At 42.0% G+C, this 19,641-nt stretch carries 20 protein-coding genes and 1 riboswitch; of the genes, 2 read left to right on the top strand and 18 right to left on the bottom strand.

The genetic code is table 11. The features are described from left to right. Positions 1-88: 88 nt before the first annotated feature. From A6749_RS23120 to A6749_RS23050, 15 genes are all read right to left on the bottom strand, one after another. Complete coding sequence (locus A6749_RS23120) at positions 89-862, bottom strand: ABC transporter permease (protein ID WP_066397489.1); 774 nt, start codon at positions 860-862, stop codon at positions 89-91. After that, positions 852-1,580, bottom strand: a complete 729-nt coding sequence (locus A6749_RS23115) for an ABC transporter ATP-binding protein (RefSeq protein ID WP_066397488.1) — start codon at positions 1,578-1,580, stop codon at positions 852-854. The genes A6749_RS23120 and A6749_RS23115 overlap by 11 nt, the downstream gene beginning before the upstream one ends. A 7-nt stretch (positions 1,581-1,587) precedes the next feature. Continuing rightward, positions 1,588-2,259: a thiaminase II gene (tenA, locus tag A6749_RS23110; RefSeq protein ID WP_066397485.1), complete on the bottom strand. Its 672-nt coding sequence runs from the start codon at positions 2,257-2,259 to the stop codon at positions 1,588-1,590. 1 nt (position 2,260) lies between these two features. Next, a complete protein-coding gene (locus tag A6749_RS23105) occupies positions 2,261-3,544 on the bottom strand; it encodes an acetylornithine deacetylase (protein ID WP_066397482.1) in 1,284 nt (427 codons plus the stop codon). Between the two features lie 178 nt (positions 3,545-3,722). After that, entirely contained in the window at positions 3,723-4,244 is a 522-nt protein-coding gene (gene thiW / locus A6749_RS23100; protein ID WP_066397479.1) for an energy coupling factor transporter S component ThiW, read from the bottom strand. Further along, entirely contained in the window at positions 4,237-4,884 is a 648-nt protein-coding gene (gene thiE / locus A6749_RS23095) for a thiamine phosphate synthase (RefSeq protein ID WP_066397476.1), read from the bottom strand. The genes thiW and thiE overlap by 8 nt, the downstream gene beginning before the upstream one ends. After that, positions 4,881-5,699, bottom strand: coding sequence for a bifunctional hydroxymethylpyrimidine kinase/phosphomethylpyrimidine kinase (gene thiD / locus A6749_RS23090; protein ID WP_174842923.1), 819 nt, complete (start codon positions 5,697-5,699; stop codon positions 4,881-4,883). Before thiD ends, thiE begins: the two co-directional genes overlap by 4 nt. Positions 5,700-5,993: 294 nt before the next feature. Continuing rightward, the gene (gene thiM / locus A6749_RS23085; protein WP_066397463.1) at positions 5,994-6,803 is read right to left on the bottom strand and encodes a hydroxyethylthiazole kinase; all 810 of its coding nucleotides are present in this window, start codon (positions 6,801-6,803) and stop codon (positions 5,994-5,996) included. A 70-nt stretch (positions 6,804-6,873) separates the two neighbouring features. Beyond that, a riboswitch (TPP riboswitch) is annotated at positions 6,874-6,983 on the bottom strand. 94 nt (positions 6,984-7,077) lie between these two features. Continuing rightward, complete coding sequence (locus tag A6749_RS23080; RefSeq protein ID WP_066397460.1) at positions 7,078-7,794, bottom strand: hypothetical protein; 717 nt, start codon at positions 7,792-7,794, stop codon at positions 7,078-7,080. A 107-nt stretch (positions 7,795-7,901) separates the two neighbouring features. After that, positions 7,902-8,876 carry a M20/M25/M40 family metallo-hydrolase gene (locus tag A6749_RS23075; protein ID WP_066397457.1) on the bottom strand — a complete coding sequence of 325 codons (975 nt, stop codon included), beginning with the start codon at positions 8,874-8,876 and terminating at the stop codon, positions 7,902-7,904. A 133-nt stretch (positions 8,877-9,009) separates the two neighbouring features. Next, positions 9,010-9,255 (bottom strand): glutaredoxin family protein, encoded by a 246-nt coding sequence (locus A6749_RS23070; RefSeq protein WP_066397447.1) that lies wholly within the window; start codon positions 9,253-9,255, stop codon positions 9,010-9,012. Between the two features lie 234 nt (positions 9,256-9,489). Continuing rightward, positions 9,490-10,377, bottom strand: coding sequence for a UTP--glucose-1-phosphate uridylyltransferase GalU (gene galU / locus A6749_RS23065; protein ID WP_066397446.1), 888 nt, complete (start codon positions 10,375-10,377; stop codon positions 9,490-9,492). 170 nt (positions 10,378-10,547) lie between these two features. Then, entirely contained in the window at positions 10,548-11,351 is an 804-nt protein-coding gene (locus A6749_RS23060) for a HipA family kinase (RefSeq protein WP_236719813.1), read from the bottom strand. After that, positions 11,351-12,484: a glycosyltransferase family 4 protein gene (locus A6749_RS23055; protein WP_330220452.1), complete on the bottom strand. Its 1,134-nt coding sequence runs from the start codon at positions 12,482-12,484 to the stop codon at positions 11,351-11,353. The genes A6749_RS23060 and A6749_RS23055 overlap by 1 nt, the downstream gene beginning before the upstream one ends. Positions 12,485-12,523: 39 nt before the next feature. Continuing rightward, positions 12,524-13,618, bottom strand: a complete 1,095-nt coding sequence (locus tag A6749_RS23050; RefSeq protein ID WP_066397444.1) for a serine/threonine-protein kinase — start codon at positions 13,616-13,618, stop codon at positions 12,524-12,526. A 364-nt stretch (positions 13,619-13,982) separates the two neighbouring features. On the opposite strand from A6749_RS23050, the gene A6749_RS29200 reads away from it, so the two are divergent. Both A6749_RS29200 and A6749_RS23045 read left to right on the top strand, forming a co-directional pair. Beyond that, a complete protein-coding gene (locus tag A6749_RS29200; protein ID WP_269085710.1) occupies positions 13,983-14,117 on the top strand; it encodes a hypothetical protein in 135 nt (44 codons plus the stop codon). A 178-nt stretch (positions 14,118-14,295) separates the two neighbouring features. After that, the gene (locus A6749_RS23045; RefSeq protein ID WP_066397442.1) at positions 14,296-14,880 is read left to right on the top strand and encodes a hypothetical protein; all 585 of its coding nucleotides are present in this window, start codon (positions 14,296-14,298) and stop codon (positions 14,878-14,880) included. Between the two features lie 226 nt (positions 14,881-15,106). On the opposite strand, the gene A6749_RS23040 is transcribed toward A6749_RS23045, so the two are convergent. The 3 genes from A6749_RS23040 to hutU form a co-directional block, all read right to left on the bottom strand. After that, positions 15,107-16,390 carry a YjiH family protein gene (locus A6749_RS23040; protein ID WP_066401105.1) on the bottom strand — a complete coding sequence of 428 codons (1,284 nt, stop codon included), beginning with the start codon at positions 16,388-16,390 and terminating at the stop codon, positions 15,107-15,109. A 183-nt stretch (positions 16,391-16,573) separates the two neighbouring features. Further along, positions 16,574-17,848, bottom strand: coding sequence for an imidazolonepropionase (hutI, locus tag A6749_RS23035; protein WP_066397439.1), 1,275 nt, complete (start codon positions 17,846-17,848; stop codon positions 16,574-16,576). Positions 17,849-17,870: 22 nt separating this feature from the next. After that, positions 17,871-19,544: a urocanate hydratase gene (gene hutU, locus A6749_RS23030; protein ID WP_066397436.1), complete on the bottom strand. Its 1,674-nt coding sequence runs from the start codon at positions 19,542-19,544 to the stop codon at positions 17,871-17,873. Between the last annotated feature and the right edge of the window lie 97 nt (positions 19,545-19,641).

The raw sequence follows: 19,641 nt of genomic DNA, 5'->3' as shown, positions 1-19,641 counted from the left end.
TTACATAAAGTTTTTATAGATAAGTTAGATTTCCTAGGCAGCATTTTTTCCAAAATTCCTAGGTGGGGCAAAAGCCCATCCCCATGCCTCATCGCCCTCGCATTACATTTTTTAATAATCGCTTCTCTATAAAACTAATTATTAAAAATAGGGCGATGCCCATTAATGATAATAGGAGGATGGCTGCAAATACGGCGTCGGCTTGCAGGTTTCCAGACATTCGCCGGCTAAAGTATCCTAAGCCCTCACTCGCCCCTAGCCATTCGCCGATTGTTGCCCCCGTGACGCTATAGACAACTGACATCTTTAAGCCTGACAAAAACGAAGGCAATGCCATCGGTATTTGAATTTTTTTAAAAATCATCCAGCGCCCTGCGCCCATTGTCTTTAGAAGCTCACCATATTCATTGCCTCCCGCCTTCAGCCCATCATATGTACTGACGACAATTGGAAAGAAGGCGATTAAAAACGTCACCGCCACCTTGCTCCAAATCGTATAACCAAACCAGAGAATAAAAATTGGCGAAATCGCGATTAATGGAATGGTTTGTGAGATGACGAGAAACGGGTAAAGAATTTTTTCTAATGTACGGGAGAAATGCATCCCGACCCCGAACAAAAGACCTCCTGCAAGGGAAAAACCGAAGCCAATCAAAACTTCCAAAAGTGTCGCTGGTAAGTGCTCTCCTAACAGCAAATCCCGATTTTCCACCAGCGAACCCCAAATGGACGATGGCGATGGCAATATAAACTTTGGAACTCCCCCCGCCAGAACAACCCACTCCCAAATAGCGACGAGGCCAATCACAACAAGGAGGAACAAGCCATAATCTGCTGTCCACTTTTTCCATTTAGTTTTCATGATGAATCAGCCGCTCCAATTCTTTTCTTAACTCAATAAACTCTGATTGATAGATTTGCTCCGCATTTCGCGGCCTTGGCAAGCTAACCTTCCATTCACGAATGTCGGCATCTCCAAGCAGGTAAATCCTGTCACTTAATAGAATCGCTTCCTCTAAATCATGGGTAATAAACAATACCGTCTTCTGCAAATCCTCCCATAATCCAAGCAACCAGCTGTGCATATTCCGTTTCGTTAAGGCATCTAATGCCCCAAATGGCTCATCAAGTAATAACAGTTCTTTCCCTGTCATGATGGTTCGTAAAAAAGCAGCCCGCTGCCTCATTCCGCCGGAAAGCTCATCCGGGAAAGCTTTTTCCAAGCCCGATAAGCCGAAGCGGGTTAACCATTCCCGTACCTCGGAAAGACTGCCCCGCTTCCCTTCTACTTCCAAAGGGAGCAGGACATTATCAAGAACGGTTCTCCATGGCAAGAGCAAGTCCTTTTGCGGCATGTAGCCCACTCTTCCTAACCGGTCGACGGTAAAATTCCCATTGATCCCGATTTGTCCTTGATCCGGCTCCAGCAATCCAGTAATTAATTTAAACAACGTACTTTTCCCCGAACCGCTTGCACCAATCAGCGAAACAAATTCTCCAGGTTTAACGGTAAGGTTGATTTTTTGAAAAATAGACTTCGACCCTTGAAAGGCGTATGTTAAGTCTTTAATGGATAACATCGATGAATCAGACAGGCCAATCGCCCCCAGCGTATGCCATATCCCAGAACATATATTCAAACCTTGATGTAGTCAGGAAATGTTCTTCTAAAATCGCTAACTCACGCTCAGGTTTTCCGTTTGTCAAACGATCTAATATATCAATCAGCCATAACGACAAAGAACCGAATTCATCTGAAGAGTACATTGTTACCCAATCGCCATATAATGGATGCTCCTTTGAGCTAGGATTGGTTTCTGCTAATGTTTTGCCAATTTCCCAATAGCTCCACATGCATGGCAACAGGGCACAAATTAATTCTTCAAGCGATCCGTTTTGTGCAACCTTCAGCATATAGCTTGTGTAAGCTAAATTGTTCGGAAGCGGCTTTGTCTCTTCAAGTTCTTGGTTGGTAATGCCGAATCTTTCAGCGTACTGGCGGTGAAGGTCCATTTCGCCATGTAAGATTTCGTCTAGCAGTTTTGCAAATGCGGCCATCGTTTCAACGTCGTGTGCCTTCACAGCACCGTAAGCAAACATCTTGGAATAATCTATTAAATACACATAATCTTGTTTCATATAACGGATAAATGATTCAACGGGCAGCTCCCCCGTTCCCAAACCGACTACAAATGGATGCTGATGTGTTTTTTCCCAAATGTCTCCTACTTTTTCAAACAGTCTTTGTGAAAATTTCATGTTACTTTTCCCCCTTTTTTGAATTACACCATTCAGCAATAAACACAGCCATGACCTTTGTAAAATCTACCAGCTGCTGGATTTCCACCTTTTCGTTTACAGCGTGAGCATCTTCTAGTTTTCCTGGTCCAAAAATAACTGTTGGAATGCCCGCTCGACCAAGCCAGCCCGCATCTGTTACGGTCGTTGACATACCTACAACGGGTGCTTGCCCCAGCAATTTTTCGTAAGAGTTTGTTAGTGCGTTCATGCCTGGATGACCGTAATCCAATTCTAATGATGGAAAAATTTCGCCCCGGTCGACAATCATCGATTTACCGCCCCAATTGAATTGCGGCGGGTTCTCACGAAGCCAAGGGTCAGCGGCAGAAACCGCAGTGATATGCTCTTCAATTTCCTTGATGACCTCTTGATAATCTTCATTTGGGTAAAAATGAACCGTAATCCACAGGGCACAGCGGTCGGCGACAAAAGCGGCATGCCGGCCCCCTTCTATCACCGCAGGATTTATCGTATTCGTCCCCGGCGGAAAGCCATCGTACCCTTTCGTCACTGCCCAGTGGCGTTCAAGCTCCTGCAGGCTCGTGATGATTTTCATCATTTTCTCTATAGCGCTGGCTCCATTAACTCCGCCGCCAGCATGAATCATCTTCCTTCTTAGGCCATCATGATAGGTTTCTTTGCTTTCAATTGTGATCCAGCCGGTAATCACACCACCCTGGCCTTGGATATGTAAATCGCTTGTATCCACCACAACTGCATAATCAGCTGTATATCCTCTCTCGGTACATGCAAGTGTCCCGGCCTCACCGACCTCTTCACCGATAACCGATTGGAATTGAAGATCCCCCTTTAGGGTGATGCCGAGTTCTTGTAAAAGCTTTATAGCAAATAAAGAGGCGGCAATACCGCCTTTCATATCGGCAGCTCCACGTCCGTATAGATAGGAATCTTGAATTCTCGCTGCAAAAGGGGAAGAACGCCACTCCTTTTCATCCCCAACCTCTGCGACATCAACATGGCCATTGACAATTAAACTATTAAATTCTGTTGAAGCTTCACCTTTTAAAATTCCAATCACGTTTGGGTCCCCAGGATACACTTCCCACTTATCAGTTTTAAACCCCAGCTTGTCTAAATAATCTTTGATAAAGTCCTGGATTTCATTAGTATTCCGGGCAGGCGGACTTACCGTGGGATAGGAAATTAATTGGCCGAGCAGATCTATTAGTTCCGATTTTCTATCCTCCACTTGCCGTGAAATGCTTTCAACAAGACGATCCATTTTTTCTCCTCCATTTCCCTTTCGTACGAAGAAACCCACTGATTTGAAAGAGTACAGCGGGTTGAATTGAAATGCAAATGTAGTTTCAACTTCCCTCCGCTGGTTTCATCCAGTTCAAGTTCAAAGGGTTCGGATAACACTCCAACTTAAGTCATACAGACTTCCCCTAGTGAAATACTTATTTTGTTTTTAAAATATTGACTTCGTCGGCAGCACCAACTTGGACAACTTTCTTTCGTAAAAACACAACTAAAATGATGAACCCAAGCAGCGCTCCTGCAAATGAGCTAAAAATAAACAATGGGATAAACCCGAATAACGTTGCTTTTTGACCAAGGAAAAAGGCGGCGATTGGGTAGCATAAAATAGCACCAATAATTCCTGTACCAATTACCTCACCGATAACGGCATGATAAATTTTCTTTGTTTTTGCAAATAACAGGGCTGCCAATAGAGCTCCAACCATACTGCCGGGGAAGGCGAAAATCGATCCAGTCCCCATTAGATTTCTTAGAACCGAAACACAAAAGGCTTGAGAAACCGCATAAACAGGGCCTAATAAAACGGCAGATAGGACGTTTAGAAAATGCTGAATCGGAAATACCTTGGTAAAACCGATTGGAATCGCTACCACGCTGCTCGAGACGGTGCCGATAGCAATCATCATGGCGGTTAAGGTCAGCTTATACGTTTTATTCATTTCGATAGACCTCCATCTTTAAGGCATTAGCTGCTTCCAATGGTGACTCAGCATGACTGATAGCGGTGATGACCGAAACACCGTCGGCCCCCGCTTCAATCACACATGCAGCATTATCACTTGTAATCCCGCCAATCCCGACAATCGGAATGGTAAATCCTTCTATACGCAATTTTTCAATCAGCTTTGTTCCTTGGGACGGTTTGGCATCCTTCTTTGTGGCAGTTGGAAAAACAGGACCAATTCCGTAGTAGTCGGCTCCTTCTTGTTTGGCAGCCACTGCTTCCTCCATAGTGTGCACAGAAACACCCAGGATTTTTTCGGCACCAATTTTTTCCCGGACTATATGGACAGGTTCATCCTCCTGTCCAATGTGAACCCCATCTGCATCGAGTTGGAGTGCCAGCTCGAGGTCGTCATTCACAATGAAAGGAATCTGATGCTGTTGACAGATTTGTTGCAGTTCTTTCGCCAGCTTGTATTTTGCGTTACCTGTTAAGGCCCCTTCACCTTTTTCACGAAATTGAAAAAGAGTGATACCGCCTTCGATTGCCTCTGTTAATACTTCTGCAGGTGATTTTCGGCAATTCGGACTGCCCATTATAAAGTAAACTTTTAAGGCCTGTTGTAGATTTTTCATCTTGGTGCATACTCCTTTACGGCATTTCTTTTTTGATATGCCCAATGGTTTGTAGGTCCATGGCCATTACCTATTTGGATTTGGTCTTCAATTGCTGCTTGGATAAATTGCTTCGCAGTCTCTACTGCTTCTTGAATACTTGCTCCTTTTGCCAGCTCAGCGGTTAAGCTTGCAGAGAATGTGCAGCCAGTACCGTGGGTGTTTTTCGTTTTCATTCGTTTGCTTGTAAACTTGTAAAAATGTTGTCCGTCAAATAAAACATCGGTAGATTCTGATGGATCTTCATCATGGCCGCCTTTGATGATAATATTGCTAACGCCTAGGTCATATAGTTTTTTGGCAGCATCCCTTTTCTCTTGATCAGTTTGAATGGACATTCCCGTTAGTACCTCGGCTTCCGGAATGTTTGGAGTTATTACTTTTGACAGCGGCAATAGGTATTTCTTTAGCGCTGAAATGGCTTCTTTTTGTAGCAGGGAAGCGCCGCCTTTGGCTATCATGACGGGATCGACTACTACATTTTCCCAGTTGTATATTTTTATTTGTTCCGCAACCGCTTCGATAATTTCGGCATTAAACAGCATGCCTGTTTTGACTGCATCGGCACCAATATCTTCGCCGATTGCTTGAATTTGGTTTATGACTGCTTCGGCTGTCATAGGATAGACGCCGTGGACTCCTAATGTATTTTGTGCTGTGACTGCCGTTAAGGCGGACATTCCGAATACGTCTAATTCTTGAAATGTTTTTAGGTCTGCTTGAATCCCTGCCCCGCCGCCGGAATCGGAACCGGCAATTGTTAATGCTCTTTTCATAGGAATCGTCTCCTTTTTGATTGGTATATTTACTAGAATCTTAGAACGAATTTAGAGGAATCCCCTTTTACGTGACCGAGAACCTTGGTTTTTCCTCTATTAGGTCACGTAGACACCTTCTACGTTACCTTTTACCCTGGTTTTTCCTTCTTTCGGGCACGTAGACGCCTTCTACGTTACCTTGTACCTTAGATTTTCTATCTTCGGGCACGTAGACACCCTCTACGTTACCTTGAACCCTGCTTTCTACTCTATTCGGGCACGTAGACGCTTTCACAACACAAGCCGGTAAGATTATCGAACTATTTCAAATGAACACATTCGATTAAGATCCTCATCAGTTACAATAGATAATTGATTCAAAAATTCAATCTGGAAACTCCCCGGTCCCTGACCATTCGTTTTTTTCACAGCCTTTTCTGCGGCAACGCCATAAAAGGTTAAAGCAGCAGCAGATGCTTTTAGTACATCCTTTTCTACACCGGCAAATGCGCCAATGACCGAGGTTAACAAGCAGCCTGTTCCCGTTACCTTCGTTAAAAGCTGATCTCCATTTGCCACAACGTAGGCTATGCTGCCATCCGTAGCCACATCCTCTTTTCCGGTAATCACCACAATGCAATTTAATTTACAAGCAGCCTTCATGCTAAGAGCCAATACATCTCCTTCTGCCGCCCCCGCATCAACTCCTTTAATCTCCCACTTATCTCCTACCGCATTGGCTATTTCAGCTGCATTCCCCCTAATTACAGAAACCTTCACTTCAGACATAATTTTTTGCGCACTTTCCGTTCTAAATCGAGTTGCTCCGGCACCAACCGGGTCGAAAATGACCGGAACACCATGTAAATTTGCACTTTTTCCCGCTAGTATCATAGATTCAACAGTTTGTGCGTTTAATGTCCCAATATTTAAAACTAAGGAACTAGCAATCTTTGCCATATCTGCTGCTTCCTCGGGTGCTGATGCCATAACCGGAGAGGCTCCCAGCGCCAGCAGCCCGTTCGCTGTAAAATTTGTTACCACTGTATTGGTAATATTATGTACTAAGGGTTTTGCCTCCCTTACCCTTCGCAGCATTTCACAAACCTGTTCTTTTTCCATGCTAATCTCTCCTCTAATAAAAATAAAAAAACCAGACCCTATTATTGGACCTGGCTTGATAGCTGTAAATTAAAACCCACGGCTACTTTCCTACGCTGGTATGATCCAGATCAGGTCCGAAGGGTTAAAAACTCGCTCATTTTCTCTCAGCCCGCACACAGGGCACCCCTAGTAGATACAACTCATATGAAATTAAATTCATCATACTCCGATGAAGTTTAAAAGTAAAGAAAATTGTTCCAGTTATCCCGGGTGAAAAGGGAGCAGACCATACTTAAATTCGGACCATTCTTTTTTCCAAATCTTTTTTCGCTAACCGCGCAAGATACTGTTCGTCTTCGTATTGAACCTGTTCCTCACAAAAGCTGAATAGATTTCGAACATCCTTAAATGTTATTAAAGAGATTCCCTTTAAATTCCCATAATCTAAAAAGCGCTCATTCATATATGAATCCATTAACATTTTGCCTTTTGGAGTAAATTTTTCATCTAGTATTAACAGGGAAAAATAAAAATCCTTATGCCCGGCATAATTAGACCCAATATCAATATTTCGCAAGATTTGATTTCGGTGCGCATCATGCGTCGTACCCATGCTAATATCACTTTTATACTTTACTTCCATAAACCAAACAAAACGATCATTCTCCAGCATGACATCCACTTCGGTCATCCCTTCAGGCTGCTCTAGTGATGCTGGTTGATTAAATTTTTTCCACAAAGAGATCTTCATGTCTTTAATGATGTCATGTCGCTTCTCTTGGAAGGACACTTGAAACAATTCCGGGAGCCACAATTCCGGGTCTATTTTCTGGAGCGTCCGAAAGACATTCCATGTCACAGCATCCTCACTATTTTCACTGCGGATGGCATCAAGCTTATGGGCCCTCATTTTAAGAAAAACACGGTTATATTTATCAATGATGATATTATCTTTATAACTATCAAAAATAAAAACATCTGATTTGGTTACAGAGCCTTTAGGATTCATTTAACATAACCTCCTATTACTCTTTTAATTCTTCATATTTTTCAAAAACCCTTTTTTTAAAAATAAAACCCCTGCCAAATGAATTTTGATAGGGGTTTATAAAGTAATTATTTAACTTTCTTTATATCCTGCAACAAATCAGTTAGGACCACAGTAAAATCATGTAGGTGCTCTTGTACCCTTCCAGGGAATTGCTCTTCTAGAAATTCTAAATTATCATTTTTAGTATGCCAGATTCCTCCGTGTTTCACGGTTTGTGTATATCCATCTAAATCACCGATTTCCCAGTTAGTTGCTTCAAGATATCCAATAGGAATCCCAGCCTTTTGAAACGGAGCATGGTCACTCCAGTCTCCCGTCGTTCCTTCAGGATAATCAGGATTTATACCAGGGTTTGTTTGTAAAGGAATCTTTTTCTTATTGGCAATGTTTAAAGCAAGATCGCGAATCCAGCCGTCTTCTCCCGGGCTGCCGTAGACATAGATGTTATCACCGGCTAGCAGGCTGTCGAGATTGATCATTGCAATTGTATTATTTTTTTCCTCTTGAGTCATTTGTGACACGTAATAGTTCGAACCACGTAATCCCTGCTCTTCTGCTCCAAAGAAGACAAATTTAATATCGTAATGCAGTTCTTTTTTCTGAAGGGCCTTTGCTGTTTCAAGGATAACGCCTACACTTGAGGCATTGTCATCAGCCCCTTTACCTACGCTTACGGAATCGTAGTGTGCACCCACAATGATTTGTTTATCCGATTTATACTTATTGGAATGACTGAGTTTGGTGCCGATAATATTGGCTGAATTCACAGTTACCCGATTTCTAGTGTAAGAAAAACTTTGTTTCGTAGGTTGATAGCCTAGTTTTTCAAGTTCCCTATAAATATAGTCCCCAGCTTTGCTTTCATTTTCACTGCCAGCCACCCTTGGTCCAATACTTTCTGTTAAATTGTAAACATGTTGATAGGCCTCTGTTCCTGCAGTCGGTTTTTCAGCATTTACTTTTTCATTTGAAACCGTAAATACCCCGCCAATCAATAATGCACTTGCCATTGCAATATTTCCAATCAATTTCAGTCTCATCTTCATCCCCCATTAATACTAGATAATCCTTACATATGTATGTCTTGTCCATAGGCAATATACCTTTATCCCAGCCTATAAATAAAGTCTACCATTATCTAAAAATATTAAAATAAGTCACTTGCCATACCAACTAGGACTCTCTCTTAGCTAGCTCCATCAGTTCCTTCAATTCATTCGTAAATCCTTTGACCGCTCGGTTTTCAACGACGGTGACCGGCACCCCTAGAAATCCGTATTTTTCCACTTCTTTTTGGTACTCCGGGTGAATCGAAATATCTTTTGTCTCAAACTCAATTCCTTCCTCTGTCAGAACCTTTTTTACCATGGTACATTCAATACAGTCATTGGTGGTATAAACAATTACTTTCTTTGCCATAATAAACCTTCCTCCGATCCAATTTCTCTTTCAGGGCAATGCCCTCTATCGTTCCCTACATTATATAACACACTTCCACATTTCGCTTCATTCCGACACTGTTAATCGAGAAATGTCTGATCCTGCGCTTTCCCAAGGAATATTTCCACCGATATCCCCTGCAAAATAAGTTACAAACCACATTTCCCGCCAATTTGTCCACCCAGCGGGACACAAATTGGCGGGATTGTCTTTTTATGGTGCCTGACACCATTTCCCTTTTATTTCCTCAAGGTATTCCGCGACGGCTTTTTGCGTGTCTGGTCTTTGGAGGGCGATATCGATGGTTGCTTTGATGTAGCCGATTTTGTCGCCGATGTCGTAGCGTTTTCCTTGGAAATTACAGGCGAGGACGGCTTGGTGTTGGTTTAGTTCGTTGATGGCGTCGGTTAGCTGCAGTTCGTTGCCTTGTCCAATTGGAATTCTCTCTAAAATTGCAAAAATTTCCGGGTGCAGGATGTAACGCCCCATGATGGCTAAATTTGATGGAGCATCCGCTATATTCGGTTTTTCTACCAGGGCATCGATATATTTCAAATTTCCTTCTTCCATTTCACCCCTTGGCTTAATGATTCCGTACTTGTGAACATCCTTTTTAGGCACTTCTTGTACGGCCACCACTGAGCTCTGGTAATAATCAAACACATCTACCAGCTGCTTTAAACAAGGTACTTCCGAGACTACAATATCGTCCCCTAATAAAACCGCAAACGGTTCATCTCCAATAAAGCTCTTGGCACATAGAATCGCGTCTCCTAATCCCTTAGGCTCCTTTTGACGAACATAATAGATTTTTACCAAATCTGATATTTTCTGTAATTCCTCTAAAACTTCTAATTTATTCTTTTTTAATAAAGTATCTTCCAGCTCATAGGATTTATCAAAGTGGTCCTCAATCGACCGCTTCCCTCTGCCGATCACCATAATGATTTCCTCAATCCCAGATGCAACCGCTTCCTCAACAATGTACTGTATTGTTGGTTTATCAACAATGGGCAGCATTTCTTTCGGCTGCGCTTTAGTGGCTGGTAAAAAACGAGTTCCGAGACCGGCTGCTGGAATAATGGCCTTTCGGACTTTCATAAACTCCCACCTTTCAACAACTCCTTATTCTCTTTTATATGCAAAAGGACAACCCCCGGTCACGACGGAAACCTATTTCACACACTTTCCCTTTGATAAAAAACAATTTTTTCAAGTCGGAGAGTATGCAACAGGCTGTCTGGCATAAAACTTTAAAAACTCCCACTAAATTATGGCCGGGAGTTTTTAAGGCTTTTTAAATTTTCTATACAATCATGCAAAGGACGATAAACTTTTTTAATAAAATTTTTCATAATATCCGGCAGTTCTTTGTTACGCCTTGTTACCAAAGCAGTAACCATTGCTTTCCTTTCTTCCTTTGAAACATTCCATTCATCAGGAATTAATGTGACGATTTCTTCTACTAATAGAATGGGAATCGTTTGAATAAGCTCCAGCTGTTCATAAAGTTCCTGTTCATCCTCAATAAACATGGCCATCATTTGGTGAGTGGCACTTTTGATCAGGCCTGCCGAAAGATTTTCGATTTCCTCAAGCTGCCAGGCATAACCGCCAAACACCTCAGCCTGGTCAATGACCCACAATCTGTACGTATGAAGCGCTTCTTTACGAAGCAGAACATTCTTCCGGGTCCGATCGTGATTATTAAGCCAATAATCAAACAAGATGATTCCGGCGAGCGACTGATGATTTGTGATTCGGCAAATATTGGAGGCCCGGTGCCCATCCAAGCAATCAGGCACATAAACCGATGCAAATTGGTACGGGATTTTACTCATTTCCACCAGTTCAGGAAATTTGGAGGAAAATTCCTGAGGGATATCAATAATCTTGGCGAATGGAATCGGAAGATCCAAATAACGTCCCAGACAGTAACCAACCCATTCATTCGGTAATGATTTTTCAAAACCAGCCTGAAAATACTTTACAACATAATCCTTGCCGTCATTAAACGTAATGAGATGTGCATTCGATTTACCTTCAAGTTTTCTTTTATAGGCAATTGGCTCCATCACGGTGTATCCCCCTTCACTTCTTCAATCACATTCAAGGGAACAACCTTTTTTAGAAGCTCTACATATTGCTGGGCAACAACTTCAATCGCAAACTTCTCTTCCACCCGCCTAATCGCCGCCTCCGACATTTGTTGCTGGAATGGGTGGTCATCCAGAATGCTATAAAGCTGTTTCACTGCATCGTCAATATTTTGGCCGCGAAATAGCAACCCGGTTTCTCCATGAACGACGATCTCATTGATGGGCATAATATTTGAGGCAACAACAGGCACCCCGCAGATCATCGATTCAATAAAAGTATTACCAAAGGATTCAGACTTGGTTGTTGCTAATGTACAGCCCCCTGACTGACGGATTTTGGCGTAAACATGAGGCATTTGCTGATAGGGAATAACCGGATGCCATTTAATGATATCCTCAAGCTGTTCGTCTTTCCAAACTGTGGCAAATTCTTCCCGCTGGACACTCTGGGCCCCGCCAATTAACCAAAATTCAGTATCATTACGCTCGTTTTTGATTTTCTTAGCAACCTCGATTAACATCGGCCAGTTTTTCCGTTTATCAACGCGCCCGATCCACCCGATAATTTTCTTATCCTTAGGTAAAATAGGAAGGTCAGTGTGATTAATTTGTTCATCTGGTATCGCATGGAAAAAAGAGGTATCAACCCCGTTATAAATTACCTGGGTAGGGATATTCTCGACCAAAATAGAAACTAACCTCTTTTGATAGTTCGAAGGTACAATAATCAGCTGGGGTTCAACTCTTTTAAAGGATTTTAAATGGGGTGTAAGCTTGATTAACTCCGGTGTACGGGCCTCAATTAAAATAGGACCTTTAAATTGTGCCTTACGAATCCATTTATAAGCGGCTTTCGTATCACACACAATGATGGCCTCATAGTTATTTTTTTTAATGATTTTGATTATTTCTTCTTCATCCTTCGTTAAATACACTTTGGCTACATCCTGCATAATATGAAGTCCGCCATGGTCGGTAGTATAAAGGAACTCGGTTTCAATGCCATGCTTTTTAAAATATATGGAACGATTTCGCCAGCCGGCATTTACTCCGCCAACTGTAAGTAAACGCCAGATGACAAGTACTTTCATCCTCGTTTCACCTCTCATTTTTTCGGGTCCTCCTCAGGAATCTTTCTTTAATAAAACTTATTTCTTTTTCCCGCCGGTATATTTTTTGCGGCCGCCGCCGACTTTTTTGTCTTTTACCTTCACTTCTTTTTTATCATCTTTTGATTTCGGTTTTGATTTTGACTCAGATTTCGTTTTCTTTGCTGTACTTGTTTCAAGATGGCTGTTTTTTTCACGGAAGCCGGCAAATCTTCTTCCTGCCTCCTGATTTGTTACAGAATTTGGTGTTGTTAGTGGGTTCCCCTGCCCTAAGCTTTTTAATTCGCGCTCATCCCAATACTTGTCGATTTCCTCTTTTACGGCTTCGGGATCTGCACCACGTGCAAGCATTGTTTTAACCCATTCTTCCTTAAACACCTTGTGCATTAATCCTTCCATCAACACAACATAATTTTTTTCATCGTCCCGTGTTAACAGCTTATTACTTTCCGTTTTCAATGCCTTCTTTTTTTCCGTTTTCTTCGCGTCGTCAGGTTCTTCATTCAGAATGACCTGGTAAATTTCTTTAGACAATTCCTCCATACGGATGTAATGGAGCCATTCCTCATATAATTGTGGTGATAATGCTTGTACATGTGAGAGAAAAATTTCCTTGTTGTCATCGCCAAGAGAATTTAATAATTTCCGTGGATAAGGATAGACCCGGTCGCGCCATACGGTCCTTGCCACATCGATTACCTTTAAACTGCCATCCTTCTGCAAATAAATTTGCCGCTTATGGTGGTCAATCCGTTCATATCCAATTTCTTTAAACACGATTAGCATCTGAATTAACTTATTGGATAGTTCCTCAGATAATGGCTGTGATTGCAAATATTCTCTTAAATCTACCCCTCTTACAAAATCCATTGCGATATACAGCTTTCCTTTTGCATGTACCTTAGGAAAAAGGTCCGTATGCTGTCCTAGAGACAGTGCATAATGCTCCCGGTCACAATCCTCCTGGTTGCCAAATACCTTTACACAAATAACATCTGTATAATGAAATACAGCTCCCTGCCGCCCTTTTCCAATCATTTTTAATGGTGATTTATTTTCTACCTCTACATCGGCATTGAGTAAATTTTTCACTTTAATTTTTTTCATTAATTTTTCAAGCTTTTGTGTATCCATGATGTTCCCCCTTTCCACATTATATGTTGGAAAATAGGTATTGGTTTTCGGTATAAATGTTAGGCCAACCCTTTTTTCCAATCTAGCAGTTACATAAATGGTAATTCATACCGTCTCCTATAGTTAATTCAAGTATGGGGCAAATTGTAAAGGCAAATATCCAGATTCATAAATGAAATAATAACTTCGCCTATTTTTTTAATATAATTTTCAGCTAGACAAGAAGGTTTGGAAAAACAAAACCTACTAATCAATTATTGGCTTTATACCGCCCTTTTTTTTAAAATAGGACAAACGTCCGCGCTTGTCCGCCATGTTAACATACTATATTTCTTGAAGGACCCCTATTCTGGGGAAGAAAGGGGTGGATTTTAATATGTTTAACATCGCCATTTTGATGATCGTTCTTGTTCTGTTAGTTGCATTACTTTTAGCTACTGCACTTAATGTGAACACAATGCCATTATTAGCCGCAATCCGTGCATTATTAAACTGTTAGACAGACTGGATCATTTTAGATGAACAACCCGCTTCCCTAGAAGATGACTTCGCTTCGGAAATCTTCTAGGGTAAATTTTTGTCTATTTTACTTTTTTTACATGACTTTTGCACACACCCATTTGGGGCAAATATCATACCCTAGACAAATAACGAAGTGTAAAAAAGGAGGTTAAACAATGGGAAACGATCATATGGACCAAGACAAGGGGAATTCCATCAATCAAGATGCCGTTATGAATTTAGCCAATAATTTATTTAAAAATGAAAACACCTTTGATTTTTCTTCCATCATGAGAATGGCAACAAATTTACTGTCTAATGATGCTTTGATGAACTCAGTCCAGGCAATCGGGCAGTCAAATCCTGCTCCCGCACAAGCACATACCGAAATGAGCAAACCTGTTCAGGAAACCACGTCAAGTGCTACTTCAAAGGAATTGGAAGGTAATACAAATACTTTCCCTGATAATAATCTGGTCGATCAGCTTGCCAAGCTGGCCGCTTCGGCCTTATCAGCTGAAGAGGCACTGATGAACCTTGAACCGGAAATGGATAAAAATCATCCAATTGCCACAACCGAAGAAAATCAAAGCCCAACTGGGTCGGATATTTCCGAGTATGCCGTCATCAGCAAGCAGCTGGAACAAATAGCAAAGGATATTATGGAAATAAAGAATGACCTTAAAGCATTAAAAAAAGAAGATTTAAAACCCTCCAAGGCGTCAAATAAAGCAGAGAAAAAACAAAAGAAGAAAAAGTAAATGAATCGCTATTGCGGACGTTTTTTGGGATTAAAAAAACCTTGAAAAGAATTTCAAGGTTTTTTTATATGTTTAACCAAAGGAAATATTTACACAAATCAACTTAAAAACACCGCCCTGCAAAAGAACGGTGCCGCTTGATTCAAAAAAGTGTCCGCCCAAGAAGGACAAATCTATGAAAATGTCTTTTTGTGGTGCCTGACACCAAAATATAACCAACTATAACCTATAGGATTAAATATGCCAATGGTGCTGCTAATAAAATGGTTAGGACTACCCTTTCGAACCAAATGATGACTAATTTACCTACTGTGAGCGGTATTTCTGTTGATAAGATACATGGTACCACTGCGGAGAAGAAAATGATCGATGAAACGGAAACCACAGCAATCACGAATTTGGTTACCAAAGCTGCTTTTGTTACTAATAGTGCTGGTAAAAACATTTCCGCGATTCCCACAGCACTTGCTTTTGAAGCAAGCATTGCATCGGGAAGCTGAACAAGCTTTGCGAACGGATAGAAAATATAACCTAACCAGTCAAACACAGGTGTAAATTCTGCCAGTATAAGACCTAATAAACCTACTGACATAATCGATGGCAAAATTCCCATGGTCATGATCAAGCCATCCTTTAAGTTGTCCCAAATGTTCTTGCCAAGAGTTGGTGCTCCATTAGCGGTATCCATTGCCTCTTTCCATGCCGTCTTCACACGGTCCTTTTTAATAATAACCTCCGGGGCTCCTTCCATGTCTTCATAGTAAGAATCACTCATTTTTGACAATGGCCAAATACGGACGGTGATAGCGGTTACAATGAAAGTAACAACGAAGGTAACCCAGAAGTAGGCATTCCATATATTCATTAAATCCAACGTCTTTGCAACGACGATCATAAACGTTGCTGATACGGTCGAGAATCCTGTTGCAATAATGGCAGCTTCCTTAATCGTATATTTTCCTTCTTTAAATACACGATTTGTTATTAATAGACCGATAGAATAGCTGCCAACAAAGGAAGCAACTGCATCAATGGCCGATCTGCCTGGTGTTTTCCATACAGGTCGCATCACCGGCTGCATGAATATTCCGACAAACTCAAGCAGACCATAGCCGACCAATAAGGCAAGAAAAACAGAACCAATCGGTACGAGTAAGCCAACAGAGATGACAAGTTTATTAAATAGGAATGGCGCCATATCTGGAGCGAAAAACCATTTCGGCCCGATGTTAAAAACTAACATAGCACCAGTAATAAATCCAAAGACTTTTAAAATTGAAAATACAAAAGTTACTTTATCTTTATTCCATGTTTTTGTATAAAAAGGATACACCGCCCCTAGCAATATGACAAGCAAGGCATAATAAGGCAGGGCACCCGAAGCAGCCGTCTGAATATAGGAAACGATATGGTCAAGCATAATTGAAGACTTTCCATTTAATGTAATCGGAATAAAAAATACAAAAATACCAATAGCACTGAAAATAAAAAACTTTACCACATTCAACATATTACCATTGGGCAGTTCCGTTTCCGGTCTAACTGCTCTCTCTAAAGAATGATTTGCCATACATGTATCTCCCCTTTTGTCTATTCTAGCTCGTAATTAGTAATAAAAGGGAATCTGTCCATCTGGGATGGACAAATTCCCGAAATATCTTTTTGTGTTGCCTGACACAAAATCAAAAATAGACTAAACCAGCTGTCCGCCTCTAAGGACCACTTGGCCATTTTTTACGACGGTGTCCGTGTGATTGACGCCATATGAGTATTGAAGCTTCATATAGTTTTCAATGTTGAAAATGGTGACGTCACCTTTTTTGCCTACTTCCAGGCTGCCGATTTCGCGTTCGCGGTTGATCGCATGTGCAGCGTTAATGGTTGCAGCCGTAATTACTTCAGCTGGTGTCATGCCCATTTTCAAACAACCTAGGCTCATGATAAATGGCAATGAAACAGTTGGCGATGAGCCTGGGTTACAGTCGGTAGACAATGCTACAGGTACACCAAGATCAATCATCTTCCGACCATTAGCAGATTCCGCCATTAAGAAATAAGCTGTACCCGGCAGCAGAACACCGACCACTCCTTTTTCCGCCATCGCCTTCATGCCTTTTTCGGATGCTTTCAAAAGATGGTCCGCGGAAATCGCGCCAACTTCAGCCGCCAGCTCCGCCCCTTCATACGGTTCGATTTCATCCGCATGAATTTTCGGAATCAGCCCATGACGCTTCCCAGCTTCTAAAATCACCCGTGACTGTTCCGGCGTAAATACCCCTTTTTCACAAAAAACATCATTAAATTCGGCAAGACCTAATTCCGCTACCTTTGGGATCATCTCTTCTACTAATAGCTGTACAAATTCATCCGGTCTCTCTTTATACTCCTTAGGGACCGCATGCGCACCCATAAAGGTTGAAACGATATCGATAACATGCGATTCATTTAGCTGCTTTGCTACTTCCAGCTGCTTAAGCTCGGTTTCCCAGTCCATTCCGTAGCCGCTTTTTGCTTCTACTGTTGTTACACCATGTCGTAAAAAGTGATTTAAACGCCCATAGCTTTGCTCGAAAAGCTCCTCATGAGTAGCTGCCTTTGTTGCTCTTGTCGTCGCATGGATTCCGCCGCCGGCATTCATGATTTCCATATAAGTGGCACCCTGCAGGCGCATATTAAATTCATTCTCCCGGCTGCCGGCGTGAACAATATGTGTATGTGGATCAACGAGCCCTGGAGTAACAAGCTTCCCTGCTGCATCCACAACCTCCGCTTCGGAAAGACGTCCTTCATATTTTGCAGCCAGCTCAGCGTCTGGTCCTACTGCCTGGATGACGCCGTCCTCAATCCAGACGCTACCGTTTTTAATGATCCCAAGCTCAGACATCTCACTCTTCACACGGGGAGCATCGGAGCTCCCCTGAAGAGTAACAAGCTGAGCAGCATTTCTAATAAAAACTGCTTTACTCAAGTTCCAACATCCTCTCAGTCTATTAGTCTTGCTTCAGCATTGGCATATGGATGCCTTTTTCTTTCGCTGTTTTAATTGCAAGTTCATAACCAGCATCTGCGTGGCGGACAACTCCCATTCCAGGATCAGTTGTTAACACGCGCTGCAGACGGGCTTCAGCTTCTTTTGTACCATCCGCCACAATAACCATACCGGAGTGCTGTGAATATCCCATACCTACTCCGCCGCCATGGTGCAGTGAAACCCAGCTGGCGCCGCCGACTGCGTTGATCATCGCATTTAAAATTGGCCAGTCGGAAACTGCATCACTTCCGTCTCTCATGCTTTCTGTTTCACGATTTGGAGAAGCAACAGAGCCAGCATCTAAGTGATCACGGCCAATAACAATTGGTGCAGACACTTCACCCGAAGCCACCAAGTCGTTAATTATTTTTCCGAAACGTGCACGGTCACCATAACCTAACCAGCAAATTCGTGCTGGGAGCCCTTGGAAGGCGATTTTTTCTTGTGCCATGCGTACCCATTTACAAAGATGCTCATCATCTTTAAATTCACGAAGTAATGCCTCATCAATTTTACGGATATCCTCTGGATCGCCAGATAATGCTGCCCAGCGGAATGGACCTTTTCCTTCACAGAATAACGGACGAATGTAGGCCGGAACGAATCCAGGAAAATCGAATGCATTCTCAACGCCTTCATCCTTTGCCACCTGACGGATATTGTTGCCGTAATCGAAAGTAACTGCGCCTTTTTGCTGCATTTCAAGCATTGCCTTTACATGGATTGCCATACTTTGCTTTGACAGCTCTACGTATTTTTCTGGATCTTCTTTACGTAATTCTGCAGCTTGTTCTAGGCTGAAGCCAACTGGTACGTATCCGTTTAACGGATCATGGGCTGATGTTTGGTCCGTTAATACATCAGGATTGAAGCCTTTTTCATTCATTAACGGTAAAATTTCAGCTGCATTTCCTAACAAGCCGATTGATAAAGCTTTGCCGGCAGCTTTTGCTTCGTGGGCCATTTTCAACGCTTCATCTAAATCATGTGTTTTTACATCAAGGTATCTCGTTTCAATCCGGCGGTCGATTCTTGTTTCATCGACATCGATTGCGATACAAACTCCGTCATTCATCGTAACCGCTAATGGCTGAGCCCCGCCCATGCCGCCAAGACCAGCTGTCAATGTAATAGTATGTTTCAGTGAACCGCTAAATTCCTGACGGGCAAGTTCAGCAAATGTTTCATAGGTTCCTTGGACAATGCCCTGGCTGCCGATATAAATCCAGCTTCCTGCTGTCATTTGGCCATACATGATTAATCCCTTTTTATCAAGCTCATGGAAATGCTCCCAGTTCGCCCAAGCAGGTACTAAGTTTGAGTTCGCTAATAGAACGCGAGGTGCGTCTTTATGTGACTTCCACACCACCACCGGCTTCCCGGATTGAATTAACAGTGTTTCATCCTCTTCTAATTCTAAAAGCGTTTTCACAATTGCATCGAACGACTCCCAGTTACGTGCCGCCTTCCCAATACCTCCGTATACGACTAAATCCTCTGGTCTTTCCGCAACCTCCTGGTCAAGATTGTTTAATAACATTCGGAGCGCGGCCTCTTGAATCCAGCCCTTTGCATGTAATTCTGTTCCTTTATAATTTTTAACGACTCTTGGTTGAGAAACTTTAGTTTCCATTCTTTCCACTCCTTTTGATGATTTAACTTACCTTTATTATAAAATGTAAATGTTCTGAAAAATATAGATAATAAATAGAAAATGGATATTATTTATA

This window comes from Neobacillus mesonae (assembly GCF_001636315.1).
In the GTDB taxonomy this organism is placed as follows: domain Bacteria; phylum Bacillota; class Bacilli; order Bacillales; family Cytobacillaceae; genus Neobacillus; species Neobacillus mesonae.
This window is presented reverse-complemented; position numbering and strand designations above follow the sequence as displayed.

Coding starts and splice junctions, on each gene's coding strand:
- A6749_RS23120 (WP_066397489.1), bottom strand. CDS start 862: ATGAAAACTAAATGGAAAAAGTGGACAGCAGATTATGGCTTGTTCCTC.
- A6749_RS23115 (WP_066397488.1), bottom strand. CDS start 1,580: ATGTTATCCATTAAAGACTTAACATACGCCTTTCAAGGGTCGAAGTCT.
- tenA (WP_066397485.1), bottom strand. CDS start 2,259: ATGAAATTTTCACAAAGACTGTTTGAAAAAGTAGGAGACATTTGGGAA.
- A6749_RS23105 (WP_066397482.1), bottom strand. CDS start 3,544: ATGGATCGTCTTGTTGAAAGCATTTCACGGCAAGTGGAGGATAGAAAA.
- thiW (WP_066397479.1), bottom strand. CDS start 4,244: ATGAATAAAACGTATAAGCTGACCTTAACCGCCATGATGATTGCTATC.
- thiE (WP_066397476.1), bottom strand. CDS start 4,884: ATGAAAAATCTACAACAGGCCTTAAAAGTTTACTTTATAATGGGCAGT.
- thiD (WP_174842923.1), bottom strand. CDS start 5,699: ATGAAAAGAGCATTAACAATTGCCGGTTCCGATTCCGGCGGCGGGGCA.
- thiM (WP_066397463.1), bottom strand. CDS start 6,803: ATGGAAAAAGAACAGGTTTGTGAAATGCTGCGAAGGGTAAGGGAGGCA.
- A6749_RS23080 (WP_066397460.1), bottom strand. CDS start 7,794: ATGAATCCTAAAGGCTCTGTAACCAAATCAGATGTTTTTATTTTTGAT.
- A6749_RS23075 (WP_066397457.1), bottom strand. CDS start 8,876: ATGAGACTGAAATTGATTGGAAATATTGCAATGGCAAGTGCATTATTG.
- A6749_RS23070 (WP_066397447.1), bottom strand. CDS start 9,255: ATGGCAAAGAAAGTAATTGTTTATACCACCAATGACTGTATTGAATGT.
- galU (WP_066397446.1), bottom strand. CDS start 10,377: ATGAAAGTCCGAAAGGCCATTATTCCAGCAGCCGGTCTCGGAACTCGT.
- A6749_RS23060 (WP_236719813.1), bottom strand. CDS start 11,351: ATGGAGCCAATTGCCTATAAAAGAAAACTTGAAGGTAAATCGAATGCA.
- A6749_RS23055 (WP_330220452.1), bottom strand. CDS start 12,484: ATGAGAGGTGAAACGAGGATGAAAGTACTTGTCATCTGGCGTTTACTT.
- A6749_RS23050 (WP_066397444.1), bottom strand. CDS start 13,618: ATGGATACACAAAAGCTTGAAAAATTAATGAAAAAAATTAAAGTGAAA.
- A6749_RS23045 (WP_066397442.1), top strand. CDS start 14,296: ATGGGAAACGATCATATGGACCAAGACAAGGGGAATTCCATCAATCAA.
- A6749_RS23040 (WP_066401105.1), bottom strand. CDS start 16,390: ATGTTGAATGTGGTAAAGTTTTTTATTTTCAGTGCTATTGGTATTTTT.
- hutU (WP_066397436.1), bottom strand. CDS start 19,544: ATGGAAACTAAAGTTTCTCAACCAAGAGTCGTTAAAAATTATAAAGGA.